Origin of the sequence: Paraliobacillus sp. JSM ZJ581 (assembly GCF_044383835.1) — a bacterium.
Taxonomy (GTDB): Bacteria; Bacillota; Bacilli; order Bacillales; family Amphibacillaceae; genus Paraliobacillus.
In genome coordinates, this window is the sequence record NZ_JBISEP010000004.1 from 64901 (window position 1) to 89964 (window position 25064).

The window sequence follows — 25064 nt, forward strand, 5'->3', positions numbered from 1 at the left end:
AAAATAAATAAATAGAAACAGCTATGTCCAGAAAAGTGGTTATAGCTTTTTTTTATTTTTTAGTAATAAAGCTGATTCATTCAATATATACTTACTAAAAAAAGCTTACATATTACTGTTACGCTACCAACAGTATGGTATCACGCCAAAGAATATGTAAGCAATTTTTTTTATTCTATATGATGAAACGCGTTTCATAGCAAGAAATATTTTATTTTGTTTGGAAATTCATATAGAATGTCCTTAAATAATCTAATGAAACAAAGGAGAACTTGTATGTATATTTATTTTTTTTATAATAATTTTACCGATCAAATAAACCAACAACGCCTATGTTTAATACAACAAAATAAAAAAGTCTACATGCTAGAAACAACTAAAGATGTGCTTGACCAAAAAATATCGGAAGAGTTCATGAAATATAAGGTGATTGACGGTGAATTGCCTATAGCTTATGATGAAGAAATGTATGTTGTGTGTAACCACATTCCAGTTGCCGAAGAGGGAAGAGATCAATTTGAGGCTCGTTTTCTTAATCGAGCACGTAAAATTGAAGAGGAAGCAGGTTTTATTGCTATTCGAGTTTGTCGGCCGCTAAATTCTGATACGTATGTTATCATAACCTTTTGGCAATCTGAACAAGATTTCACGAACTGGCAAGAGTCAAAAGCATACAAACAAGCGCACGAAAAAAGAAGAACGGAAGATGGGATTGATCAAAAGCGTCCAGATATTTTCCCTAGACCTTCCTATCTAAACACCTATCATGTACAAAAAGGATAAAAATGCATATACTGTTTCATTGAAAATACGAGGAGGGAATAATTGCATGGTTCAAGTTAATCAATCAATTGAAGCATTTATCGATCATGCTGGATGGTTTGCGCCGGCCTTATTTGTGGTATTACACATTATTCGACCTATTTTATTCATTCCCGTAATCGTTATTTGTGTAGTAGGTGGAGTCGTTTTTGGCTTTGTACAGGGTGCAATCCTTTCATTAATTGGTTTATCTTTAATGAGTCTGATATCTTATAAAGTTGTGTTTCGTCTTCCAAGGTTGCATGAAAACATTGCTAAGTTAAAAGAGAAGATGTTTCAAGATCGAACAATTTCTGTTTCACAGGTTATGGTATTACGCGTAATGCCATTCGTTCATTTTCATTTACTATCTTTTTATTTGATGGAAATGACAGCTAATATAAGAGAATATATGTATTATTCTATTCTAGGCTTACTAGCACCGGCTATCATCTATACTGCATTTGGAGAAGCAATTTCTGCATTTCCGTGGTATATTACGATTTGTTTCTTCTTGCTCTTAGTTCTCATTTATTATTTTATTGACAGAAGAAATAAAGTTAGAATGCATCTAAATTAATACGGAGATAAGCGCCTTTACTCTTGTAATGGCGTTTTTTACATAGCATAATAAAGGTAATGAAATGGATCGGAGTGTCAATCATACATGACAAAGAAACGAAGCAAGGACCAATATATTTTTCAAGTCCAAGAAGAGAATGAATTATTACTCTTTCTATTACAAAAGCTCGATCAAGGGAGAAACCGAACAAAATCTATGCTAGCAAGAGGTCAAGTCCTTGTAAGTGATCAAGTAGAAACTCAATTTAATAGGAAGCTCGTTCCAGGAGTGACAGTTACCATTTTAAAGCATGCTGCTCCTAATAATAAAAATAAAGGAATTGCCATATTATACGAAGATGACGATATGATCGTTATCAACAAGGATGCTGGATTATTATCTATCGCTTCATCTAAAGAAAAACAACAAACAGCATATCATCAACTAATGGAACATGTGAAAATGCAGCATCCAAAAAATCGGGTTTTTATCGTTCATCGTTTGGATCGAGATACGTCTGGTGTAATGGTATTTGCTAAAACTGAAAAGGTGAAAAGGAGCTTGCAGGATCATTGGAAGCAAGTAGTCCAAAAAAGAACGTATGTTGCAGTGGTTGAAGGCCATATAACTAAGCAACAGCAAACGCTTGTCTCCTGGTTGAAAGAAACAAAGACACATAAAATGTATGCTTCAGCAAAAGATAATGGTGGGCAAAAGGCAATAACACATATTAAAAAACTAGATGCAAATAAAAAATACACCTTATTAGAGCTAGAACTAGATACAGGTAGAAAAAACCAGATTCGTGTGCAGATGGAACAGATGAACACACCGGTTGTAGGTGACAAAAAATATGGTGCAGCAACTAACCTGATTGGACGACTAGCTTTACACGCAAATGTTCTTGCATTTAAACACCCAATAACAAATAAAACGTTGGAATTTAAAGTGGAAGTACCGAACGCATTTTATGAGCTCGTGAAGGGATGATGTGCATGTATTTAACAATAAGTGAAGCAGCAGATTATTTAGGCATAACAGAAAAAGAGGTTAGGCAGTTAATTTTCCAACAGCGCATTCGTGCGATCCATGATGGAGATAATTATTTAATTAATAAAGACCAGTTTAATGAACATTTTAAACAGATAGAGCGGTATAAACAACAGGTGCAAGAATTTTTAAGCGAACCGATTCCTGAAGATATTGATGTTAAAGATGAAGATTAACTGAATTCCCGATATATTTTTAGGTGTTTGTTCTACTACATTAAAATAATCATTTGTGTTTTCAAGTGAGAAATGATGGTATGCCTTAGGCTATTTATAGCTATATATTACTTTGGATAAATCGTTAAAGCGATATCTTCTAAAGTTGGCGTATGAATGAAATTATTTTCTTGGAAAATAAATGTCCAAGGCATGCTTGTTTTTTCTTTAATGACTAATTGTGGAAAAGAAAAACGTTGCTTAGCGATCACCTGTTCTTTTTCCAAATAATATACGGTTGTGTCAGAAAACATGAAAGGCATAGTTGAAAAATTATGAATTAAAGTCATAATTAAATATTCCCCTTTATGGTTAATCGCTTCTCTCAACGTTATAAAATGTATTGGGGCTACATTTTCTTCACAGGTATGAGTAAATGTATGATGAATCAATTGTTTATCCTGATTACTAATTGTACGATTCCAAGCATTCTCAAAATTGAGTTGCTGCATAATCAACCCTTCTTTCTTATCAGATTGTTAATGATAAGTATAACAAGAAACAGAGGAAAAGTAGAATCATTTCAAACAATTGATAAAAAATGCTAAACATGCTGTATGATATGTAGTAAGACAAAATCATGGTATACAGATGATTTTATCTTATGTGTCTGAGGTATTATAAACGATATGCACGCATGGTTAAGTTGTCGAAGGTAGTTGATAGGGAGTCCAATAAAGTAAGATAAATAAGTCCATTTCCTTCAAATTTTGTATTAAAACCTAGTGGAATGGTACGTCTAATTAATTGTGCGTAAAGCTCAGTTTCTGTTAATTCACGTTCAAACTGCCTCGTTGTTACGTTTTTTATTAGTGCTAATGCGCCTGTTACGTGGGGGGCAGCCATTGATGTTCCACTTAATATGGCGTACCCACCATTTAAATACGTAGATGTAATGTCTTCCCCAGGGGCAACTAAATCTATGTTACTGTTTGAGTTGGTAAAACGAGAGGATCGATGCTCCGAGTCAATAGCACCTACGCTAATAACTTCATTATAATAAGCGGGATAAGAAAATTCATTTGTCTGTTGGTTTCCATCTCCGTCATTCCCTGCTGCACAGACAATGGGGATGTCATGGTGTAAGACAGCTTTTTTAATTACTTTGTGTAATGCAGGTAAGTCATCTGCACCTCCTAAAGACATGGAAATAATGTCTACCTGTTGTGCTGTAGCATATTTAATTCCTTTAATGATCCAGTCATATTCACCATTACCATCTTTATCGAGCACTTTTACGATTAATAGATTTACTTTTGGAGACACACCTACAACCCCTCTATGATTTAAACTAGCTGCAATTGTGCCAGCCACATGTGTCCCGTGTCCGTTGTAATCCTCAAAAATCTTTGCATTTCCTCCATCATCTGTAGTGAAATTTTTACCGCCAATAATTCGGTTGGACAACTCAATATGTTTTGTATCACATCCAGTATCTAGAATAGCAATGGTTACACCTTCCCCTTTTGTTTCTTTCCAAATGTCAGGAGCTTGTATCATCTTCACACCTTTTGGAATTTCATTTGTTTTTTTCATTTGTTTTACAACTTTGAAATTAGCAAGATGCATCTTATTATCCATGTATCATCCTCCTAATAAATATATGTTTTTAATACCCTTATCGTAGCAAGGTTTACAAAATTACAGTAGAGGCATCTACAACAAAACGATATAGATTTATGCACAAATTTTGCTAAGGAGGGTGGTTGTCGGTGAATAGGAATAACGCTAAAATAGAAAGATAGGTCAAAATAGCTTTATACACATATAAAAACAACAATGCTAATAAAAGAGGAGAATCATTGATGACGAATGATCCAAATGTTAAGGAAACAAAACAACTTATTAAGGATTTAGTGTCTATACCAAGTCCATCTGGAAACACAAATCAAGTGATACAACACGTGAAAAGTTTACTGGATGAAATAGGGGTGAAATCAACAAAGAATAGAAAAGGCGGATTAATTGCAACGGTACCCGGACAAAATGAAACACAACATCGAATGTTAACCGCACATGTAGACACGTTAGGTGCGATGGTGAAAGAAATCAAATCCAACGGTCGATTGAAGTTAGATTTAATCGGTGGATTTGTTTATCCTTCAATTGAAGGAGAGTATTGTAAGATTGAAACAGCTAACGATACAGTAATTACGGGTACTATTTTAATGCATCAAACTTCTGTCCATGTTTATAAAAATGCTGGAAGTGCAGAAAGAAACCAATTAAATATGGAAGTTCGTTTAGATGAAAAAGTAAAAAATGAAGAAGATGTACGTGCGCTTGGTATTGAAGTTGGCGATTTTGTTTCCTTCGATCCTCGTGTACAATTAACTGATGCCGGATTTATTAAATCAAGACATTTAGATGATAAGGCAAGTGTTGCTATACTCATTCAATTATTGAAAAGAATCAAACTAGAAAATATTTTACTACCATATACGACACATTTTCTTATTTCAAATAATGAGGAAATAGGATATGGAGGCAATTCTAATATTACACCAGAAACTGTGGAATATTTAGCTGTAGACATGGGAGCAATCGGTGATGGACAGCAGACAGATGAATATACTGTTTCGATTTGTGCAAAAGATTCAAGTGGACCATACCATTATGGGCTTAGAAAACATTTAGTGGAGTTGTGTGAAAAAAATCAAATTGGATACAAATTAGATATTTATCCACATTATGGTTCTGATGCCTCTGCTGCGATAAAAGCGGGTCATGATATCGTCCATGGTTTAATTGGACCAGGCATTGACTCCTCACATGCGTATGAGCGCACTCATGAAGATGCGCTAGTCGAAACAGAAAAACTATTGTATTATTATGTTCAATCTGAATTAGTCGAGTAAAAAGCATGGATTACAGCGAACAATCAATATATATTTTGTAGTAGATATAAAGAATGCATTTATCCAAATAAATAATACTTGCAATTAAATTCTACCTATGGCAAAGTGGATAGTGTAGAAAATTGAATAGGTTGTTTCATGTGGGGGGACCGGTGTTGCCGGTTGAGATTGTATCCAGAAGATACTGACCCTTGGAACCTGATCTGGCTGAGACCAGCGTAGGGAACATATCTGGACACGTAAATCATCATTGATATGATAAGGTATGCACGCTATAGCTCTCGCTTAGCGTGCTTTTTTGTTTCGTGTTGTATGTTCCTCTAAAAATAACTTAAGGGGGGAATTATTTATGTTAAAGAAATGGAGTTTGTTAGCTATCAGTGTTTTATTTTTTATTACGGGGTGTGCGAGTGAGGAAAATCAAGAAGAAGTAACAGATGAATCATTAGAAAAAGTGAAATTGGTGCTAGATTGGACGCCAAATACGAATCATACTGGTTTTTACGTTGCACAAGAAAAGGGCTATTTTGAAGAAGAAGGATTAGAGGTGGAAATTGCATTACCAGGTGAAACAGGTGCAAATCAAGTAGTCGCATCAGGAAAAGCAGCATTTGGTATTAGCGCACAAGAACAAATAACAGAAGCTCGAACACAAGATATTCCTATTGTTTCCATTGCGGCGATTATTCATCATAATACATCTGGATTTGCATCACCAGCTGATAAAAATATAACGTCGCCAGCTGACTACGTTGGTAAAACCTATGGAGGTTGGGGTGCGCCAGTAGAATCTGCAGTGCTTGATTCATTAATGAAACAAGAAAACGCTAGTGTTGAGGATGTTAATATTATTAATGTGGGCAATACAGATTTCTTTACTTCGGTAAAGCGTGATATCGATTTTTCATGGATCTATTATGGCTGGACTGGTGTAGAAGCTGAATTGCGTGGAATGGAACTAAACATGCAGTATTTAACGGATTATTCGGATAAACTAGATTATTATACCCCTGTAATTACATCTAATGAGACAATGATTCAAGAGAATCCAAAAACGATTGAAAAATTTATTCGTGCTGTTTCAAAAGGCTATCAATTCGCAATTGATAACCCTGAAAAAGCAGCTGATATTTTAATAGAATCTGTACCTGACTTAGATGACGAGTTAGTTAAGGCAAGTCAAAAATGGTTGTCACCTAAGTATCAAGCAGATGCAAAAAAATGGGGCATACAGGATGTGGAAGTTTGGCAGGATTATGCGAACTGGATGTATGAGAATGAATTGTTAGACGGAGAATTAGACGCTGAATCAGCATTCACCAATCAATTCTTACCTGAAGATAAATAAAGAACTCGGAAAGGAATGAGCAGTATGGCCAATGCATTAGTTAGTATTCAAATTATTCCAAAGTTAAAAAATGGTGGAGATACGATTCCACTTGTTGATGCAGCAATTGCTGTAATTGACGATTCTGGAGTGAAATATGAGGTACATCCATTAGAAACAACAATGGAAGGGCAATTAACAAAATTATTCGCTGTTATAGAACAAATGAATCGAAAAATGATTGAGCTAGGGAGTTTAAGTGTAATTTCACAGGTGAAAGTATTCTACAAACCCGATGGTACGTCTATGGATCGATTAACAGAAAAGTATCATTAAGATTGGAGGAATGGCGAATCTGTTTCTTATATTGATACAGATTCGCATTTTATTTATGAAAAAAATAGTAAGACGCTATAGTCCAATATTTGTTATTATCGTAATTTTGTTTATTTGGCAATGGAGCAGTCAGTTATTTTCTATTCCTAGATGGCTATTGCCAGCACCAACAGTTATTCTAAATGAAGCAATCAACGGTTGGGATTCATATACCTATCACCTTGTATCAACAACTTATTTGTCTATCGGTGGTTTGATAATTGGTGTTAGTGTTGGATTGATCGTCGCGATGGCTTTACACTTATTACCGGTTGTTAGACAAGCGGTTTACCCATTACTCATTCTTTCTCAGAACATTCCTATTATTGTTCTGGCACCATTACTTGTCATTTGGTTTGGTTTTGGGGTTTTGCCTAAACTGATCATTATTACACTCGTTTGTTTTTTTCCTATTGTAGTAGCAACGTTGGACGGATTTCGACAAACATCATCTGAACTCATACATTATATGCAAATGGCAGGTGCAACAAAAGGACAACGCTTTCTTAAACTAGAATTCCCGCATGCATTACCTGCCATCTTTTCCGGATTAAAGATATCTGCTACATATAGTGTAATGGGAGCAGTTATATCTGAATGGCTTGGTGCGAATAAAGGTATTGGTGTCTATATGACGTTGGCGCAATCATCGTTTCGAACAGATCGTGTATTTGTAGCGATTGGTTTTATTATGGTACTATGCTTAGTCTTTTTTGCCGTAATATTAATACTTGAAAAAGTCATGTTAAAAGGTGGGAGGCACGTTAATGGGTGAATTAGTAGCAACAAACATTGCGAAAACATTTAATGGGAAAAAGATATTAGCAGGTCTTTCTTTTACCGTGAAAGAAGGAGAATTTGTCACTATTTTAGGGCCTTCTGGAAGCGGGAAAAGTACACTTTTTCATTTAATTGGTGGGATGCTTCAACCGGATGATGGTACATTCATCCTTGATCAAGAAGAGATCACGGGCAAACGTGGGGCGATAAGCTACACGCCACAATCACCTTCTTTACTGCCATGGCGTACGGTACTTAAAAATGTAGTGTTAGGCTCAGAAATTAGTGGTGAGGTAGATAACGATAAGGCTCGGTATATGTTGGGAAAAGCAGGGCTACAAGGGTATGAACATGCATATCCACATCAGTTATCTGGTGGAATGCGTCAGCGTGTCGCTTTCGTGAGAGCATTGCTTAGTCCACAAAAGTTTATCTGTTTGGATGAGCCTTTTTCAGCATTAGATGAATTTACACGATTAGAAATGCAGCAATGGTTGTTAAAGATTTGGGAAGAAAACAAAAAATCGATTCTGTTTGTCACACATAATATTGAAGAAGCACTATATTTATCTGATCGAATTCTTGTTTTGTCAAAAAAACCAGCAACGATAGTAGAAGAATATATGCTGCCATTTGCTAGACCACGTGATCAAAATCTATTTCTGACAGATGAGTTTTTACAATGGAAACGGGAGATATATCAAGCATTACAAGGGAGCTTATAAATGAATGGTTTAAACAAGAGAAACCGAACGGAATGATCGTTCGGTTTTTAATATTTAGTATTTATTTTCTTATCAAGCTCGTAAAAAACTTTAGACATTACAAGAGTCATCTGTGCAGACACCGTTGTCTGTAGATGAAAGATTTTCAAATTGCGGTTTTTCTTCGGCCCATACTTTTTCTAAAGCAGATGTAAATGTTTCTAATGGCTGTGCTCCAGAAATTGCATATTTTGAATTGATTATAAAGAAAGGGACACCAGAAACACCATACTTTTTAGCTAATGCTTCATCGTCACGAACTTCTTTGGCATATGCATTTTCATCATGTAAGATTTCAAGTGATTGCTCTCGATCTAAACCAACAGACTCAGCAATGTTTGCTAATGTATCGTGATCGCCAAGATTTATATTTTCAGTAAAATAACCATGTAGTAGCTGTTCTGTTATGGCAGTATCCTTATTGAATTTTTTGGCAAATTTAACTAGACGATGAGCCATAAAGGTGTTGGTTGGTATCATATTATCAAAATGATAAGTTAATCCTACCGTTTTTGCCTGGTTACCAATATTTTCATTTGTTTTTTTTGCTTCGTCTAGAGACATGTTGTATTTTTCAGCTATTGCTTCGTGAATCGTTTTTTCACTATTCACTGGTGAATTAGGATCTAATTCAAAACTTTTATATTCTACTTCAACGTTTTCACGATGTTCGAAATTATCTAGTGCTTTTTCTAATCTTCGTTTTCCAATATAACAAAACGGACAAACAAAATCAGACCATACTTCTATTTTCATCATAACAAAACCCCCATTTTTTGATTACTATGTTTTGAAAATAATGTGAATATACTCAGCAAGTAATCAAGACTTAATTATTATCATGCCATAACCGTACTAAGAAATAAAAATATATGCTCATACATACGTAAAACTTAATAGGCATAGGTAATTTATCATAATGTTTGTCTTGCATGAATTTCACTTAAAACGCATAATGTAACTGGAGTAGATTTGTTAGTAGAATAACAGGATAGTTTGTCAGATTTACATATACATTTAGTTTTCTTAATTTAAATATAAAGAGATTGAATCAAAGATAGGATGAAGATAAATGCAAGATTGGTTACTTGAAATTATGAATAATTATGGTTATATCGGAATTATATTTTTAATCGCTGTAGAAAATATTTTTCCACCAATTCCATCTGAAGTTATATTAACATTTGGGGGTTTTTTAACAACGACAACATCACTAACTATGTTCGGTGTTGTAATAGCTTCGACACTCGGTTCAGTATTTGGTGCTGTCGTACTTTATGTTGTTGGAGCGTCTATATCCACAGCAACGCTTAAGAAATTTGTAGCTAAACGTGGTCACTATCTACGTTTAGAACAAAATGATGTTGACCGTGCGATACATTGGTTCAATAAATATGGGGCTTGGAGTGTTTTTATTTGTCGCTTTATACCACTTATAAGAAGTTTGATTTCTGTACCAGCTGGACTAGCAAAAATGCGATTTATTCCTTTTTTATTGTTAACAACAATTGGCACATTGCTATGGAATACAGTATTGGTTGGCCTAGGTGCATATGTTGGAGCGTCTTGGAATGAGATTGTTACGTATATGGATACGTATTCTAATATTCTCTACGTTGTACTTGGATTAGCATTTATTGCGCTAATTGGTGTTTATATTTATAAGAGAAAATAATTTTGTTCATGCTATAATGTTATGCTATTCTTGTAAGGAACATTGAAAGAGGAGAAATTTTATGGATATTCCAATATTGTACGAAGATAATCATTTATTAATTGTAGAAAAACCAGTCAATATACCTGTTCAGGAGGATCAATCTAGGGATCTCGACTTATTAACGATGTTAAAGCAAGATATAAAAATTCGATATGATAAGCTTGGAAACGTATATTTGGCATTATTACATCGCCTAGATCGCCCAGTAGGTGGAGCAATGGTGTTCGCGAAAACATCTAAAGCTGCATCTCGTATGGCAGACAAAATAAGAAAACATGAAATGAGAAAACAATATCTTGCTGTTGTTCGAGGTGAAATAGAACAAAAAGCAGGAGAGTGGCAAGACTATTTAGTAAAAGATCACAAGAAGAATCAAGTACGTGTTGCAAGAAAAACAGAAGCAAAAGCGAAAAAGGCGATACTAGATTATCACGTTTTAGCAATAGCAGACGGACTGAGCTTAGTAAAGATTAATTTACAAACAGGAAGGCCTCATCAAATTAGAGTGCAATTTGCATCTAGAGGTTATCCTTTATATGGTGATCAAAAATATGGTTCAAAGGTAAATAAGATTGGACAACAGATTGCTTTATGGTCACATCAATTGACTTTCAATCATCCAGTTAAGGTTGAGGAGGTTTTACAGACATCGACTCCACCAAATAATTATCCTTGGGATATATGGGGAAAACATCCATTTATGTAATAATGTAATTAGTTTTATAATTAAACCGTTAGCAGCTAAATGAACAAGTACTTTGGCTGCTTTTTGAATCGATTAAACAAGTGTAAATCGATTAATCGTAAAAAACAATATGCTATACTAAATACAAATAGATGCAGGAGGATTTGAATGAATAAGCATGCATTTTTTAGGGAGTTTAATGAAGCGTTAATGCACGGAAATATCACACATATTTTAGAAAGTGTCACAGCTGATGTGACATGGGAAATGATTGGTAATGATACGATTTACGGCAGAGATGCACTCATTGAAGCCCTCGCTGGAATGGATCAAACAATGGCATATAAATTGAAAATGGAACACATCATCATAGACGGTGCAGAAGCAGTAGTTAATGGAATCATTGAAGTGACTACGAGATTAAATGAACTAAAAACGTATGGTTTTTGTGATATCTATCAATTAGCTGAAAATGATGCTGATAAAATAAACAAAATAACAAGTTATGTGATTCAAAAATAGTTGAATTTTAAAGTATGGAGGACGGAGATATGAGTGAAGATAAGCAAGCTGAAACCAAAGAACAATTACTATTGCAAGCTGTAAAAACACAGCGATCCATTCTTCAACTACTAGATCATACGCTATATGATACATACCAATCAGAAAAAAATAGACCAATAGAAGAACAGAATAAGGAATTACTTTATTTAGCACAACAAGTTCGAACAATTATCGGTAAAAAACCGAAATTGAAGGAAGTATATCGAAAATTGCAAGAAGAGCATGGAGTAGAATTGTGACGGGAGGGCGTATTATAATGAAACGTTGTGATTGGGTCAATGATGATCCTTTATACATTAACTATCATGATCATGAGTGGGGTATACCCGAATATGATGAAAAGAAGTTATTTGAATTGCTCATCCTAGAAGGTGCTCAAGCTGGACTTAGTTGGTATACGGTGTTGAAGAAACGAGCGCATTATCAAAAAGTTTTTGACCAGTTTGATCCCACTAAAATTGCCCATTATTCCGAACAAAAAGTGGAACAATTGCTCCAGGATCCTGGAATTATTCGAAATAAATTGAAAATCCGATCTACTATTACGAATGCTAAAGCTTTTTTAACTATAAAAGAGGAATTCAGTTCATTTTCGTCCTATATATGGCAGTTTGTTGATGGTGAACCAATAATTAATCAGTGGACAACTATTGGAGAAGTACCAGCAACAACAGCTATTAGTGATCAAATGAGTAAAGACTTAAAAAGAAAAGGCTTTAAATTTGTTGGATCAACGATATGCTATGCATTTATGCAAGCGAGTGGAATGGTAAATGATCATATTGAGTCGTGTATTTGTAGAAATAAGATAGGACGATAAATTAGTTAGTGGAATTTAATAATGGATAGAAACAGCTCAACCGAAAGCTATTCGACACAGCTGTTTCTTTGTTCGCGCCATAATTGTTCCAAAAGAATGACTAAACCAGTTCCTACTAGTAATCCGTTGCTCATGATATTTTGAATAATAGAAGGTAATCCATTGAATACATTAGCAGGTAAAAACATCGTTCCCATACCAACAAGGTAAGCGACACCTACAATCGTAATTTTTCGTTGATCTAGTTCTGTAAGTGTCATATTTTTAATGGCTAACCCAACGAGTTGCACAAAGGATGCCATTAATGCTGCATTCGCAACAGGAGCAGGGATTGTTGCGATAAAAGTAACCAATGGTGGGAAAAAGGCAATAATAATTAAAATAATTGTTGCGTATACAAAGGGTATTTTTCTTTTTTGTCCAGTTAATGCGATGAAGCCAGATGATGTTGCTAATGGGACATTGGCAATAGTAGAGAAAAGTCCAGCTATCCCATGATTGATACCAGAAAGAGTTGTACCGCTATTCACACGTATGTCCTGATCGGTTTCTTTTAACCCAATTGTTTGAGTTGTTGCTACAACAGAGGCAACAACATTAGATATTGAAATAATTGCAGTTATGAGAGCAATAGGAATGACACTTAGATCAAACGTAGGTAATCCGAATGCAAACGATTCAGGTAGTGAGAACCACGGAACTTCTTGTGTTACACCTTCTCCACCGATAATGAGGAAGAACGTTATCCATCCAATTAAAATCCCAATAAAAACAGCATAATTACTTAACCAACCTTTTGCAAAAACTGATAACCCTAGGACGATAAAAAAGGTAATAAATGCAATGATTGCTTCTTTTATTTGTATCGTTTGTGTACTTCCTTGTAAACCAAGCATCCCTTCTAAAAAGGTTGCACTTAATTGAACGGTCAGCAAGAAGAAAAATGTTCCGGTTACTAAAGGGGTGAAAATCGGTAACATGCGTCGGGCTATTTTTGTTATACCTAATAAAAACATAAATAACCCAGTAACGATCATCATAGATTGTAATGTTTGCAACGTTCCTGTTAACGATGACCCAGTTGCAGCCATTACCGTAAAAATACTTACCCATATGCCAGCTGGACCTTCCATAATTGGCAGGCGATATCCGATTAATGCTTGTAATAATGAAGCGATTCCGACTGTGAAAAACGTGCGCTGCATCAGTCCTGTTAAATCTGTACCGCTAAGGTGAAAAACAGCACCAATAACGATAGGCATTGCCACAGAACTAGCTAATAAAAATAGTAACCATTGGAACGTCTCCATCGTTGTAGTAGTAAATCGCATTGACTTCAATGAAAACACTCCTAATCAAATAATCTTATTTGTTCTTTTTATGCTCAATTTCAGGAAAGAAAAGGCTTAAAAGAAATGCAATAAGTCCTAGAATAAACAAACCAATAAAAACAGCGTCCATTGCTTGTGCCAATGTTTCTTGCATGAGTGCTAAAGCATTCGGTTCCAGCCGATTTCGAGCTGTTTCATCCAATAGCATGTCCGTATTCGCCAGAGTTAATGATTCACCTTTATTTGATAGTAGCTGATTCATTCGCTGATTCAATACCCCACCAAGAATTGCTGCTCCTGTAGCACTACCAATGATTCGCATAAACATATTTAAAGATGTAGCAGATCCTCGTGTTTTCCAATCCACACTATTTTGAATCGCTACAATAAATGTTGTACTTGTTAGTCCCATCCCTACACCAATAACAAAAGAGCTCAACCCAACATAAATTGGTCCGTGAGTTGGTTCTAAAAACATAAATAGTACTCCACCTAAAAGTAAAGCAACACCACCCAATATTGCAGTAGGACGGAAGCCGATTTTAAGTACTAAATGACCAGCTGTAGTAGAAGATATTGGCCACCCAATTGACATGGTACTTAATGTGAATCCAGCAATGATAGGTGAATAACCCATCACTCCTTGTACATAAGTAGGTAAAAAGCTAGATAGACCTAGAATAATCATTCCGGATAGCAATGTGATGAGGTTAGCTGTAGTCATTAGTTTGTTTTTCCATAAATGTAGTGGCATCATTGGAGCTGCTGTTCTAGACTCCTGCCATAAAAATAAAATGAATCCTACAATAAATACGGTAACTAAGCTAATTATCGGAGCAGAAATCCAATCCCATGCAGTTCCTCCTTGTACTAAAACAATAATTAAAGCGGATACGGAGACAAAGAAGAGGCTAGTTCCGCCATAATCAATTGATTTTTTCTCTTTTGAAATTTCTTCGTGAAAGAAAAGAATAACCCCCGCTAGTCCGAGAATACCTATCGGAACATTGATCCAAAAAATCCAAGCCCAGTCAACGAATTTGACAATGATACCTCCAAAAAGAGGGCCAATAACAGAGGAAATTCCCCACACACTTGCTAAATACCCTTGTACTTTTGCGCGCTCTTCCATCGTATACATGTCTCCAACCATCGTTGCGACAACTGGTTGTACCGCTCCAGCACCAATACCTTGGATGATCCGAAAGAAAACAAGTAGCGTCATTGTCGGTGCTAAACCACAGAGAATTGACCCAATTAGAAAAATAACAATCCCAAATACATATATTGGTTTTCTACCATATAAATCAGAAAGTTTCCCGAAAATTAATGTGGTGACTGCCTGCATTAATAAAAAAGCAGAAAACACCCAGCTGTACAAAGAAAAACCACCTAAATCTGCGACAATATTAGGCATCGCTGTAGCGACAATTGTTCCTTCAATTGCCGCCATAAACATGGATAGAATTAAAGCAATTAAAACAAGTGGCCGTTTCGTTTGTTTTTTCTTATGTAAAGTCAAATTTTCCTGCATTATTTACAACCTCATTTCAAAAAACCTACTTATACTACTTTAACGGAATTTTTTAAAAAATCAATTAGCAGTTGTCATTCGCTTTTAACTAGTAAACTAGTATAGATTGAAGGAAGTATTTGATTATATATCAACACGAATAAGGGTGGACATAAACATATCTACTCTTAGTCGTGTTCCAATATTAAAACGCTTGAATGCATTGGCTATAGTTGATGTTTACCGTGAAAATTAATTGTTTTGGACTGTCTATGTTTAATAAAATGTATTTCTGAGTTTTCTCGACTTTTAACTCTTTTTTATTTGGAGTATCATTTTTTTCACATACTACTAACATGAGGGAGAAAATAGTTTTTACCTTTGTGGAAATTTAAGTTTATTAAACTTCCACCACAATATAACTCGAGAATGAATACTTACTAAGATTGATAATTTTATACTATAAAAATGAGGTGATTTTCTTGCTACTGATAATCATAATAGTGTAATCTTGGTATAATTAGTCTTATGACTTTTAACCTTTGAAGCTATTCCATGTACAATTAGAAAATGAAAGCGGTTAGATATCAAAAATCATATAGGAGTGAAAAAAATGGTCAAACGTTTATTAAGCGCAACTGCATCAGAGGTGGCGAAGTTTTCTCCAGAGGATTTGAAGCAAAGTATAAGAGCAAATGAAGGAAGAACAGTTTTAAGTGAAAACATTGTTGCATGTGAGCCGTTACTTCCTGGTATTACGAATGCAGAAGTCGCTCGTTCATTTGGGGCTGATCTTATTTTGCTAAATGTATTTGATGTCTATCACCCTGTCGTATTAGGTATGTATGATTATAATAGAATGGATGCAGCGATTCCTAATGATAAGGTTATTTATGATTTAAAAAAATATGTTGGGCGTCCGATTGGAATTAATTTAGAGCCAGTTAATGAAGCGGCTAGTATGGCAGAAGATAAACAGGAAATTGCAAAAGGTAGAATAGCCTCTAAAGAAACCCTAGAAAGAGCAAATGAACTAGGATTTGATTTTATCTGCTTAACTGGAAATCCTGGTACCGGTGTAACAAACTCAGAAATCACAAAAGCAATTAAGCTTGCTAAAAAGCATTTCGATGGTTTGGTGATTGCTGGTAAGATGCATGGTTCTGGTGTGAATGAATCTGTGATTGATTTGGAAAGTGTCCGTGCATTTTTAGATGAGGGGGCAGATGTTCTTCTTATTCCAGCAGTAGGTACCGTGTGGGGGTTAGGAGAAGACGAGGTTCGTCAAGCAGTTAAATTAGCACGTAAAAAAGGAGCATTGGTAATGAGTGCGATAGGAACGAGTCAAGAAAGTGCTGAGCCAGAAACGGTTCGTGAAATTGCAATTCGTAACAAAATATTAGGCGTTGATATACAACATATTGGTGATGGTAGCTATGCTGGTGTCGCACCGGTTGAGAATATATTTGCGATGAGTAAAGCGATTAGAGGAGAACGCCATACTGTAGCAATGATGGCACGTTCCATTCATCGTTAAGTGTGACACAGGGGTCAGCCCCCTGTGTCACACTATTTTGTTAGAAAATTTTCGGTATAAAAGGGTTGGTTGTCTTTATTGAAAGCCACCCCGACGGTTAATAATTGATAATCTCCCTTTAGAATATTTTTTCGATGCCCTAATGAATTCATCAATCCTTCATGTGCATAAATACTACTTGGTTGTCCAGTAGCTAAATTCTCACCTGCTATTCGAAAGGCAATCCCATCCTCCTGTAAACGATCAAAAGGAGATTGTTTATCTAAATTAGTATGACTAAAATAATTATTTTCTGCCATATCTTTGCTATGATCACGAACGGTTGATAATGCAGCTTCAGCCCAAGTTAAAGGCTCTAAATCATGCTCTACTCGAGCAGCGTTTGTTAGATCAAATAATTGATACTCTAATCCTTTCTGCAATGCTTTACTTGGATCAGCGAAATAAGCAGATTTTTGCATTTCTAACTGCTGACGAATGATCTGAACAGCAGTGATTGTATGATTTTCATGGATATCATAAAAAATCGTTACATAATTATTATCAATTAAAAACGTATCATACTCATCTTTTCCTTCAATTAGATAATTAATTGATCCTTTTCTTATGCCAGATACTGGTTCGTTTAATCGATCAAGTACGTCATCCATTGTACTATCAAATGAAAGCTCTTCTTTTGAACTTAATAGAGGCTGATTTGTATATAAACCGGCTACCAGATCATTTTTGTCATAAGCTATCATCATAAAGTTATGGTAATTTTCATGATACGTCATCCACTCTACACCATACTCATTTTTACTAACGCGTTGTGGTTTTCCAAGCTGTGATTCTACAGTGTTACGATCATCTCCAATTTCAATGTTGTAGATTGAAAAAGTTTGTTCGGCTGGTTTTTCTAAGTTGGGCTCTTCTATCTTAACTTTATCTAAAGGATCATTGTTTTCGATTTTGTCGGAAAAGAGGTCAACAAGAAATTCATATCCCTGGTTTATGGTGTCAACCGTATTAATTACAAAAGGGCTTTCCTTTAAAGTAACAACATCCTCTCGCATTTCATGTAAAGTAGCTTCTGAACCATTTTCTTTAAAAGTGTCTCCATAGAAATACCAAAAAGCAACGAACAATAGAATGATAAAAACAATCCCTTTTAATTTAGCCAAAATTCCACCTCGAATCCAAAAATCACATACCTTATTTTAGCAATTTCCTTCCTAATAAACAACACTGGTGCAAAGGGATTGACTTCACTAACTTATGTTTATTTATTATTTTGTCGGGGTAGTTATATGATACTTACAATCTATATCTATTACAGGAGGATGAAAAATGAAAAAACGAAAGCATCCAAGTTTAATTGACTATTCCATTTTTATACCTTCGATGATTAGTTTAATAGTAATAAGCATCCCATTTTCTATGTATGAATCAAAATCATTGGAATTACTAAATCAGGTTTTTGATTCTGTTGTAAGTACATTTTCATGGGGCTACATTTGGTATGCAATTATCTTAGTTGGTGCTGGACTATATTTGTCTTTTTCAAGATATGGTAATGTTGTTTTAGGTGATCCAAATGAAAAACCACGTTTCAATTTATTTGAATATGCGTCGATTTTGATTGCGATGGGTTTAGGTTCCACCATTATGCGAACGGGGATGGTGGAATGGGCAAATGTTACGCTTGATCCTCCTTTTGGTGTAGAATCAGGTTCTAGTGAGGCATTGTTGTGGGGAAATGCGTATAGTATGTTCATGTGGAGTTTTCAGGTGTTTGCAATATTCGTTATGGCTGCACCAGCTTTAGGCTATATTTTGCACGTTCGTAAAAAACCCTTTATGCGAATATCAGAAGCTTGTCGTGTTTTATTGGGAGATACGTTCATTGATGGTATTGGTGGGAAAATATTAGATAGTATCTTTTTAGTTAGTATTTTAGCTGGAGCCGCTGTAACTTTAGGTTTAGGAGCACCGATTATTACATATAATATAGCGGAGTTGTTTCAAATTGAACAATCTTTCACAATTACATTAATTGTTACTGTTGTATGGGTATCATTATTTTCAATTAGTGCTTATTTGGGAGTTGAAAAAGGTATTAAACGATTAAGTACCTTTAATATGTATTTAGCAGGTATATTTGCTTTGTTTATTATGGTAGCTGGTCCTGGAATCTTTATTTTGAACTATTTCACAGATAGTATTGGTTTTTTACTATCAAATTACTTTAACATGTCTTTATTTACGAATGCAGTAGATGTGGGAGGTAAAACGTATATTGAAAGTCAAACCATTTTTTGGTTTGCTTATAGTGCTACTTGGGCAATGCTTCATAGTGTATTTGCTGCCAAAATATCTCGCGGAAGAACAATTAAAGAAATGATTTTAACTTATTTGTTGGCACCTACTGCGATTTCATGGATAGCAACGGGTGTATTAGGTGGCTTAGGGGTTAATCGTTATATAAATGGTGCGGTAGATGTACTTTCAATTGTTGAGAAAGATGCCATGGCAGCTATTCCAGCAATTCTTCGTACGCTTCCCTTGTCATCGATAGCAATTGTTGTTTTTATTATTGTCGCGATGATATTTTTAACAACAACATTGGACTCAACAACATATACGATCGCATCCTATACAGGCACAAAAGATATGAGTAAAGCGGAACCGTCAAGGAAACTTCGAATTATTATTGCTACTCTTATTACCATTATGGCACTCATATTAATGCAAATCGGAGGTCTTGCTCCATTAGAAGTATTATCAGGGGTTATGGGGCTTCCAATTATAATTATTCAATTTTTAACAATTGCAGCTGCCAAAAAAATGATGGATCAGGACAAAGCATGGTTACACAATGTCCGTAAAAAATAGCTAAAAAAGCTTTACTAATCAATAGACATCGTGCTATAGTAAATGAGCGATGAGCTATTTTGCATAAGACGAAAGATATGCTTTACTGCTAAACGTTACGTGGACTTAACGGTCTTTCGCCGCAAAACGTACATGACACTTGCAATAAGCAAGTAAAAGTCGATACCTTTAGTGGTGTCGACTTTTTTAATACAACAATAGCATAGCACAAAATATTTTTCAGTAGTTTACCACAACATACGATACAAACGCTGGTCAATTAGATTGGTATCTATTGGACATGTCTTAGCGTCTCTACCGTATTGCCATCCCCAAACATTTGCCTTACATGAAGGTTTGCGTGGTGCAAAAGTTGGTGCTTCTATTCTTTTTGATATACCTGATTCTGGTTCTGCACTCCATAATACAGCTTGCACTTCTACAGCATTATTTTGCTTAATTGCTTGACAGTAAGCTTTTGAAAAATTGCCTTCAATAGGATCATGATAAAATCCTGGTTTATAATCTGTATGATATAACGTATCTACATAACTACTTATCCAATTTGCATTAACGTCAAAAAAATTCTCTACATTGGCAAATAGAATTGTCCCTTTAGGTATTCCCAATCGCTTTGCGTGAAATACAGCGTTTTGTGCAACGGTTCGTCCTTTTCTTGATCCAGTTGCCGAAGAGAAATTACTATAAATCGGCAAGATTTTTGTGCCACTATTATGAAGTAAATTAACTTCCTCTTTTGTTAAACCCTCGGCTGCCCCTTCTACTCGTGTAAGATAACGTCCCCAATATTCAGGTTTTCCATAATTATTTAAAACACAATTGTATAAATCAGATGTAACGGTTGCAGCAGAGTCAACTCCCCATAAATAAGTCAATATGCAAGCTCCCTTCTATATAGATAGTAAGTCTATACATATATATGATTACATCAGAAAGGAAGTGTTATTGATAAGTTATATAATTGTGAAGAAAATCATGCTAAACTATTGTTAAATGCTAACAATTAGAAAGAAGGGTGAAGCATGTCAAAAAGAAAAAAACGAATGTTCCTGTATGCAGGACTTTTCGTTGCAGTTGCTGGAAGTTTAAAAATTTTTCATGATACCAATGTATTTAAAGTAAATCATATTAAAATTAAAACAGAAAAGTTAACTAACCAAGCATCCTTAAAGATCTTACAATTAAGTGATATACATAATAAAATTTTTGGAAAAGACAATAAACTGTTAATTGATGAAATAAAAAGCCTTCATCCAGATATTATTGTATTAACAGGAGATTTAATTGATAGAAAAACAACAGATTTCACAGCGATGTTTGATTTAGTGGAACAATTACAATCAATTAATGATCAAATTTTCTTTGTATCTGGTAACCATGAGTGGGGAAATGAAAAAACAGTAGAAATTTTCACTGGCTTAGTAGCACGTGATATTCATATGCTAGATAATACGAGTAGAACAATCGAGGTAGATGAAAATGTAATTCAACTCGCAGGTGTTGCAGATTATGCAACAGAACATGATGATCTTTCCGCGGCAATGTTTCATACTCAGGATGAAAATTATACAGTTTTACTTTCTCATGTGCCGGATATAACGCATCATTTAGCTAATGAACCAATTGATTTAATTCTTTCAGGTCACACGCATGGTGGTCAAATTAGAGTGCCATTTATCGGTGCGCTAGTTGCTCCTGGTCAAGGTTATCTTCCAGCACTAGATAAGGGATTGTATCAATGGAGTGATGACAAATATTTACACGTAGATAGTGGTCTTGGAACAACGTGGTTGCCAATTCGATTCTTAAATCAAAGTCAAATGACGATGATTACAATTGAAGGAAAATAAGTAGTAATATTTTGTTGACAAAGAATGGCGAATATGGTAAATTATAATTGTCTCAGTACAATCGACGGATTGTATTACTACCAAAAAGCACAGAACCTACTAAAATAAGGCTATGTGCCGGAATTGATCCATTTTGGATCTGAAAAAAGTCATTTTCCTTTAAAGGAAAATGACTTTTTTGTATATAACTGTAAAGAAACGTAGAAAAAAGTTGAAATATCTTGTATACTAGGGAAAAAGATGCAGGAGGTTTTGAAAATGAATTCAAGTAGAAAACCATATATTTTAGGCCTTGATATTGGTATCGGTTCTGTTGGTTGGGGGATTATTGATGAGAATCGAACAATTATTGATGCTGGAGTAAGATTATTTCCTGAAGCAGATAAAACTAATAATGAGAGTAGGCGTTCTTTTATAGGGACACGCAGGCTACTTCGTCGTCGTAAACATCGTATAGAAAGAATAAAAGATCTCCTAGACTCCTTTGACATTTGGTCGAAATCTGAACTACCTACACAAGCTTTAGCGACAAAGCCTTATCATATCAGAGCTAAAGGGTTATCAGAAAGACTTTCTCTCGAAGAGCTTACCATTGCATTACTTCATCTAGGCAAAAGAAGAGGAATCCACAATGTTGATGTTGCCGAAGATGATACCTCTAGCAATAATGAACTTTCTACAATAGAACAGATCACCAAGAATAAAAAACTACTTCAAGACCAGTTTGTTTGTCAGTTGCAATTACAACGCCTCGAAACACATGGTGCCATTCGTGGGCATGAAAATCGATTTAAAACGAGCGATTATGTAACTGAAGCAAACAAATTATTAACAACTCAAAAATCATTTCATTCTCAAATAACAGATGAATTTATCAATAAATATATAGAACTTTTAGAAACAAGAAGAGAATATTTTGAAGGACCTGGAAAAGGTAGCCCTTTTGGATGGGATCAAGATATACATAAATGGTATGAAAATATGATCGGTAAATGTAGTTATTTCCCAGACGAGTTAAGGGCAGTAAAAGAATCTTATTCTGCTCAATTATTTAACCTATTGAATGATCTTAATAACCTTACAATCTCCCGTGATGAAGATGAAAAATTATCTAAGCAAGAAAAAATAGATATAGTAAACCAACTATTCAAGAAATATCAAAAGGTTACGATGAAAAGAATTGCTAATCTATTAAATGTCACAGAACATGATATAAAAGGTTTTCGAATAGATAAGAAAGGTAATCCATTATTTACAACACTATCAATCTACCATGACATAAAAAAGATAACCAAAAAGCCAGAGGTGCTTGATTCTATAGAACTTTTAGACCAAATAGCTGAAATTGTGACAATTTATCAGACCAAAACAGACAAGTGTAAAGAGTTGGTAAAGCTTAATTTACCAGTGGATGAAGAGTCAATTGATCAAATAAGTGAAATGAGTTACAGTAGCACCCATGCTTTAAGTTTAAAGATGATTAATTTATTACTTGAAGATTTGTGGGAAACACCAAAAAATCAAATGGAGTTAATCTCACAAAAAGGCTATAAACCTAAAAAGGTTACTTATGAAAATAATAAATATATCCCTTTTGATCAAATAGATGACCTAATTTTATCACCAGTAGTAAAGCGTTCTTTTAAACAAACCATTCGTGTAGTAAACGCTATTATAAAACAATATGGAACACCAACAGAAATTGTAGTCGAACTGGCTCGTGAAAAAAATAGTAAAGATAAAAAGAAGTTTATACAAAATATTCAGAAAAAACATCGCGTGTTAAATGAACAGGTGAAAGAAAAACTTGAAACAATGGATATAGATGCCTCGAAAGGTTTATTTCAAATGTTGCGTCTTTGGCATTTACAAGACGGACTGTGTATGTATTCTGTTTCTCCGATTAAATTAGAAGAGTTAGTCTACAAACCATATAATTACGAAATTGACCATGTGATACCAAGATCTGTTTCTTTTGATGACTCACAAAATAATAAGGTTTTAGTAAAAAAAGAGGAAAATCAGAAAAAGGGAAACTTAACTCCATTCCAATATTTTAAGTCTAGTAAAGCAACAGTTAGTTATGAGAAGTTCAAAGCAAATGTGCTTCAAATGGCAAAGTCAAAAGAGAAAATGCCACGAAAGAAAAAAGAGTATTTATTAGAGGAAAGAGATATTAACAAATATTCCGTTCAAAAGGAATTTATTAACCGTAATTTAGTTGACACGCGTTATACAACAAGAGAAATTTTAACTACATTGAAGCAGTTTTTTGAGGCGCATCATCTGCCGGTTAAAGTAAAATCGATCAACGGTTCTTTTACAAATTACCTGAGAAAATTGTGGGACTTTAATAAGGACAGAGGTGCAGACTTTAAGCATCATGCTGAAGATGCATTAATTGTAGCAATGGCAAATCATATTTTCGAAAATAAAAAAGAGTTTCAAACACAGAATTTACTTTACTCAGATGATCATGTTGTGGATTCAGAGACAGGTGAAATTTTGTCTGAGGGACAATTTGATGCAGCGTTAACAGAGAAGATGAACAAGGTAAAAGCGATTAAACAATATGCTAAGTATAAATATTCTCATAAGGTAGATATAAAACCGAATAGACAACTAATGAATGACACGCTTTATTCAACGAGAAAGATAGATAATGAAGAATATGTCGTTAACAAAATTACCAACTTATACGACAAGGATCAAGATAAATTAAAAAAAATAATGAGCAAAACTCCTGATCAACTTTTGATGTATCACCATGATAAGCAAACATTTTCTAATTTACAGTCTATTATGCAACAATACAGTGAAGCTACAAACCCACTGTATCAATATTACCAAGAGACAGGAGAGTATCTTAAGAAATATAGCAAAAAAGGAAATGGTCCAATTGTTAAATCTATCAAATACTATGGTAATAAATTGAAAGAGCACCATGATGTTTCTAATAAGTACAAACCAAAAAATAAAAAAGTAGTTAATTTATCATTAAAGCCTTTTCGTATGGATGTTTTTTATGAGGATAATAAGTATAAGTTTATAACGATTAGATTTAATGATTTGAAAGAAGAAAAAGGTGCATACGTCATTGATCAACATGCCTATTGTGAAAAAATGAAGAAGAAAGGGATCACTTCAATTGATAGTTTCCGATTTAGTTTATATAAGAATGATGTAATTAAAATTAATGATGGTAACTATCGTCTAATAGGAGTCAATAGTGATACTGGTAACATAATTGAATTGAATAAAGTTAATTATGATTATAAAGATTATTGTCAAAGAAATAACATAAAAAATAATAGAATAAAAATTTCAATAGGTAAAACGATAACAACCTTCGAAAAAATTAATTTCGATGTTCTTGGAAATGCGTATTATAATCAATTTGAAAAAATAAAGTGGGAATTTAACAAATAGGGAGTGATGTAA

Annotated in this window: 25 protein-coding genes and 1 riboswitch; of the genes, 18 read left to right on the forward strand and 7 right to left on the reverse strand. The window is 34.5% G+C overall.

All coding sequences use genetic code 11. The features are described from left to right. The first annotated feature begins 276 nt into the window (after positions 1–276). The 4 genes from ACH6CY_RS04025 to ACH6CY_RS04040 all read left to right on the forward strand — a co-directional run bounded on the left by ACH6CY_RS04025 (position 277) and on the right by ACH6CY_RS04040 (position 2589). The gene (locus ACH6CY_RS04025; RefSeq protein WP_374065980.1) at positions 277–783 is read left to right on the forward strand and encodes an antibiotic biosynthesis monooxygenase family protein; all 507 of its coding nucleotides are present in this window, start codon (positions 277–279) and stop codon (positions 781–783) included. Between the two features lie 46 nt (positions 784–829). Further along, a complete protein-coding gene (locus ACH6CY_RS04030) occupies positions 830–1381 on the forward strand; it encodes a TVP38/TMEM64 family protein (RefSeq protein WP_374065981.1) in 552 nt (183 codons plus the stop codon). A gap of 87 nt (positions 1382–1468) precedes the next feature. Then, entirely contained in the window at positions 1469–2353 is an 885-nt protein-coding gene (locus tag ACH6CY_RS04035) for an RluA family pseudouridine synthase (protein ID WP_374065982.1), read from the forward strand. A gap of 5 nt (positions 2354–2358) precedes the next feature. Next, positions 2359–2589 carry an excisionase family DNA-binding protein gene (locus tag ACH6CY_RS04040; protein WP_374065983.1) on the forward strand — a complete coding sequence of 77 codons (231 nt, stop codon included), beginning with the start codon at positions 2359–2361 and terminating at the stop codon, positions 2587–2589. 107 nt (positions 2590–2696) lie between these two features. Here the strand turns inward: ACH6CY_RS04040 and ACH6CY_RS04045 are convergent, their stop codons facing one another. Further along, positions 2697–3080, reverse strand: coding sequence for an SLAP domain-containing protein (locus ACH6CY_RS04045; RefSeq protein ID WP_374065984.1), 384 nt, complete (start codon positions 3078–3080; stop codon positions 2697–2699). Positions 3081–3246: 166 nt separating this feature from the next. Further along, positions 3247–4209 carry a S8 family peptidase gene (locus ACH6CY_RS04050; RefSeq protein ID WP_374065985.1) on the reverse strand — a complete coding sequence of 321 codons (963 nt, stop codon included), beginning with the start codon at positions 4207–4209 and terminating at the stop codon, positions 3247–3249. Positions 4210–4433: 224 nt separating this feature from the next. Here ACH6CY_RS04050 and ACH6CY_RS04055 point away from each other — a divergent pair, with 224 nt between their 5' ends. From ACH6CY_RS04055 to ACH6CY_RS04075, 5 genes are all read left to right on the forward strand, one after another. Next, the gene (locus tag ACH6CY_RS04055; protein ID WP_374065986.1) at positions 4434–5486 is read left to right on the forward strand and encodes a M42 family metallopeptidase; all 1053 of its coding nucleotides are present in this window, start codon (positions 4434–4436) and stop codon (positions 5484–5486) included. Positions 5487–5618: 132 nt separating this feature from the next. Further along, positions 5619–5728: riboswitch (TPP riboswitch) on the forward strand. A gap of 107 nt (positions 5729–5835) precedes the next feature. Continuing rightward, complete coding sequence (locus tag ACH6CY_RS04060) at positions 5836–6834, forward strand: ABC transporter substrate-binding protein (protein ID WP_374065987.1); 999 nt, start codon at positions 5836–5838, stop codon at positions 6832–6834. 24 nt (positions 6835–6858) lie between these two features. Continuing rightward, positions 6859–7149 carry a thiamine-binding protein gene (locus ACH6CY_RS04065; protein WP_374065988.1) on the forward strand — a complete coding sequence of 97 codons (291 nt, stop codon included), beginning with the start codon at positions 6859–6861 and terminating at the stop codon, positions 7147–7149. Between the two features lie 55 nt (positions 7150–7204). Continuing rightward, the gene (locus ACH6CY_RS04070; protein WP_374065989.1) at positions 7205–7963 is read left to right on the forward strand and encodes an ABC transporter permease; all 759 of its coding nucleotides are present in this window, start codon (positions 7205–7207) and stop codon (positions 7961–7963) included. After that, a complete protein-coding gene (locus ACH6CY_RS04075; RefSeq protein WP_374065990.1) occupies positions 7956–8693 on the forward strand; it encodes an ABC transporter ATP-binding protein in 738 nt (245 codons plus the stop codon). The genes ACH6CY_RS04070 and ACH6CY_RS04075 overlap by 8 nt, the downstream gene beginning before the upstream one ends. 90 nt (positions 8694–8783) lie before the next feature. Here ACH6CY_RS04075 and ACH6CY_RS04080 read toward each other — a convergent pair whose 3' ends face one another. Beyond that, complete coding sequence (locus ACH6CY_RS04080; RefSeq protein ID WP_374066064.1) at positions 8784–9488, reverse strand: DsbA family oxidoreductase; 705 nt, start codon at positions 9486–9488, stop codon at positions 8784–8786. Positions 9489–9804: 316 nt separating this feature from the next. Here ACH6CY_RS04080 and ACH6CY_RS04085 point away from each other — a divergent pair, with 316 nt between their 5' ends. The 5 genes from ACH6CY_RS04085 to ACH6CY_RS04105 all read left to right on the forward strand — a co-directional run bounded on the left by ACH6CY_RS04085 (position 9805) and on the right by ACH6CY_RS04105 (position 12518). Then, on the forward strand, positions 9805–10407 hold the full coding sequence (locus tag ACH6CY_RS04085) for a DedA family protein (protein ID WP_374065991.1): 603 nt from the start codon (positions 9805–9807) through the stop codon (positions 10405–10407). Between the two features lie 61 nt (positions 10408–10468). Continuing rightward, positions 10469–11155: an RluA family pseudouridine synthase gene (locus ACH6CY_RS04090; protein ID WP_374065992.1), complete on the forward strand. Its 687-nt coding sequence runs from the start codon at positions 10469–10471 to the stop codon at positions 11153–11155. A gap of 147 nt (positions 11156–11302) precedes the next feature. Beyond that, positions 11303–11656 carry a nuclear transport factor 2 family protein gene (locus ACH6CY_RS04095; protein WP_374065993.1) on the forward strand — a complete coding sequence of 118 codons (354 nt, stop codon included), beginning with the start codon at positions 11303–11305 and terminating at the stop codon, positions 11654–11656. A 29-nt stretch (positions 11657–11685) separates the two neighbouring features. Next, positions 11686–11937: a hypothetical protein gene (locus ACH6CY_RS04100; protein WP_374065994.1), complete on the forward strand. Its 252-nt coding sequence runs from the start codon at positions 11686–11688 to the stop codon at positions 11935–11937. Between the two features lie 17 nt (positions 11938–11954). Next, positions 11955–12518, forward strand: coding sequence for a DNA-3-methyladenine glycosylase I (locus tag ACH6CY_RS04105; RefSeq protein ID WP_374065995.1), 564 nt, complete (start codon positions 11955–11957; stop codon positions 12516–12518). A 47-nt stretch (positions 12519–12565) separates the two neighbouring features. On the opposite strand, the gene ACH6CY_RS04110 is transcribed toward ACH6CY_RS04105, so the two are convergent. Both ACH6CY_RS04110 and ACH6CY_RS04115 read right to left on the reverse strand, forming a co-directional pair. Beyond that, positions 12566–13849, reverse strand: coding sequence for a purine/pyrimidine permease (locus ACH6CY_RS04110; RefSeq protein ID WP_374066065.1), 1284 nt, complete (start codon positions 13847–13849; stop codon positions 12566–12568). Between the two features lie 34 nt (positions 13850–13883). Continuing rightward, complete coding sequence (locus ACH6CY_RS04115; RefSeq protein WP_374065996.1) at positions 13884–15383, reverse strand: MDR family MFS transporter; 1500 nt, start codon at positions 15381–15383, stop codon at positions 13884–13886. 592 nt (positions 15384–15975) lie between these two features. On the opposite strand from ACH6CY_RS04115, the gene ACH6CY_RS04120 reads away from it, so the two are divergent. Next, positions 15976–16899, forward strand: coding sequence for a DUF7916 family protein (locus ACH6CY_RS04120; RefSeq protein WP_374065997.1), 924 nt, complete (start codon positions 15976–15978; stop codon positions 16897–16899). 32 nt (positions 16900–16931) lie between these two features. Here the strand turns inward: ACH6CY_RS04120 and ACH6CY_RS04125 are convergent, their stop codons facing one another. Continuing rightward, positions 16932–18062, reverse strand: a complete 1131-nt coding sequence (locus ACH6CY_RS04125; RefSeq protein ID WP_374065998.1) for a CAP domain-containing protein — start codon at positions 18060–18062, stop codon at positions 16932–16934. Between the two features lie 166 nt (positions 18063–18228). Here ACH6CY_RS04125 and ACH6CY_RS04130 point away from each other — a divergent pair, with 166 nt between their 5' ends. Next, on the forward strand, positions 18229–19773 hold the full coding sequence (locus ACH6CY_RS04130; RefSeq protein WP_374065999.1) for a BCCT family transporter: 1545 nt from the start codon (positions 18229–18231) through the stop codon (positions 19771–19773). A gap of 227 nt (positions 19774–20000) precedes the next feature. Here ACH6CY_RS04130 and ACH6CY_RS04135 read toward each other — a convergent pair whose 3' ends face one another. Continuing rightward, positions 20001–20648 (reverse strand): glycoside hydrolase domain-containing protein, encoded by a 648-nt coding sequence (locus tag ACH6CY_RS04135; RefSeq protein ID WP_374066000.1) that lies wholly within the window; start codon positions 20646–20648, stop codon positions 20001–20003. Between the two features lie 147 nt (positions 20649–20795). Here ACH6CY_RS04135 and ACH6CY_RS04140 point away from each other — a divergent pair, with 147 nt between their 5' ends. Further along, entirely contained in the window at positions 20796–21623 is an 828-nt protein-coding gene (locus tag ACH6CY_RS04140) for a metallophosphoesterase (protein ID WP_374066001.1), read from the forward strand. A 258-nt stretch (positions 21624–21881) separates the two neighbouring features. Next, entirely contained in the window at positions 21882–25052 is a 3171-nt protein-coding gene (gene cas9 / locus ACH6CY_RS04145; RefSeq protein ID WP_374066002.1) for a type II CRISPR RNA-guided endonuclease Cas9, read from the forward strand. The last annotated feature ends 12 nt before the right edge of the window (positions 25053–25064 follow it).

Coding starts and splice junctions, on each gene's coding strand:
- ACH6CY_RS04115 (WP_374065996.1), bottom strand. CDS start 15,383: ATGCAGGAAAATTTGACTTTACATAAGAAAAAACAAACGAAACGGCCA.
- ACH6CY_RS04080 (WP_374066064.1), bottom strand. CDS start 9,488: ATGAAAATAGAAGTATGGTCTGATTTTGTTTGTCCGTTTTGTTATATT.
- ACH6CY_RS04130 (WP_374065999.1), top strand. CDS start 18,229: ATGAAAAAACGAAAGCATCCAAGTTTAATTGACTATTCCATTTTTATA.
- ACH6CY_RS04030 (WP_374065981.1), top strand. CDS start 830: ATGGTTCAAGTTAATCAATCAATTGAAGCATTTATCGATCATGCTGGA.
- ACH6CY_RS04120 (WP_374065997.1), top strand. CDS start 15,976: ATGGTCAAACGTTTATTAAGCGCAACTGCATCAGAGGTGGCGAAGTTT.
- ACH6CY_RS04060 (WP_374065987.1), top strand. CDS start 5,836: ATGTTAAAGAAATGGAGTTTGTTAGCTATCAGTGTTTTATTTTTTATT.
- ACH6CY_RS04070 (WP_374065989.1), top strand. CDS start 7,205: ATGAAAAAAATAGTAAGACGCTATAGTCCAATATTTGTTATTATCGTA.
- ACH6CY_RS04055 (WP_374065986.1), top strand. CDS start 4,434: ATGACGAATGATCCAAATGTTAAGGAAACAAAACAACTTATTAAGGAT.
- ACH6CY_RS04065 (WP_374065988.1), top strand. CDS start 6,859: ATGGCCAATGCATTAGTTAGTATTCAAATTATTCCAAAGTTAAAAAAT.
- ACH6CY_RS04040 (WP_374065983.1), top strand. CDS start 2,359: ATGTATTTAACAATAAGTGAAGCAGCAGATTATTTAGGCATAACAGAA.
- ACH6CY_RS04090 (WP_374065992.1), top strand. CDS start 10,469: ATGGATATTCCAATATTGTACGAAGATAATCATTTATTAATTGTAGAA.
- ACH6CY_RS04045 (WP_374065984.1), bottom strand. CDS start 3,080: ATGCAGCAACTCAATTTTGAGAATGCTTGGAATCGTACAATTAGTAAT.
- ACH6CY_RS04095 (WP_374065993.1), top strand. CDS start 11,303: ATGAATAAGCATGCATTTTTTAGGGAGTTTAATGAAGCGTTAATGCAC.
- ACH6CY_RS04140 (WP_374066001.1), top strand. CDS start 20,796: ATGTCAAAAAGAAAAAAACGAATGTTCCTGTATGCAGGACTTTTCGTT.
- ACH6CY_RS04075 (WP_374065990.1), top strand. CDS start 7,956: ATGGGTGAATTAGTAGCAACAAACATTGCGAAAACATTTAATGGGAAA.
- cas9 (WP_374066002.1), top strand. CDS start 21,882: ATGAATTCAAGTAGAAAACCATATATTTTAGGCCTTGATATTGGTATC.
- ACH6CY_RS04105 (WP_374065995.1), top strand. CDS start 11,955: ATGAAACGTTGTGATTGGGTCAATGATGATCCTTTATACATTAACTAT.
- ACH6CY_RS04035 (WP_374065982.1), top strand. CDS start 1,469: ATGACAAAGAAACGAAGCAAGGACCAATATATTTTTCAAGTCCAAGAA.
- ACH6CY_RS04085 (WP_374065991.1), top strand. CDS start 9,805: ATGCAAGATTGGTTACTTGAAATTATGAATAATTATGGTTATATCGGA.
- ACH6CY_RS04110 (WP_374066065.1), bottom strand. CDS start 13,849: ATGCGATTTACTACTACAACGATGGAGACGTTCCAATGGTTACTATTT.
- ACH6CY_RS04025 (WP_374065980.1), top strand. CDS start 277: ATGTATATTTATTTTTTTTATAATAATTTTACCGATCAAATAAACCAA.
- ACH6CY_RS04050 (WP_374065985.1), bottom strand. CDS start 4,209: ATGGATAATAAGATGCATCTTGCTAATTTCAAAGTTGTAAAACAAATG.
- ACH6CY_RS04100 (WP_374065994.1), top strand. CDS start 11,686: ATGAGTGAAGATAAGCAAGCTGAAACCAAAGAACAATTACTATTGCAA.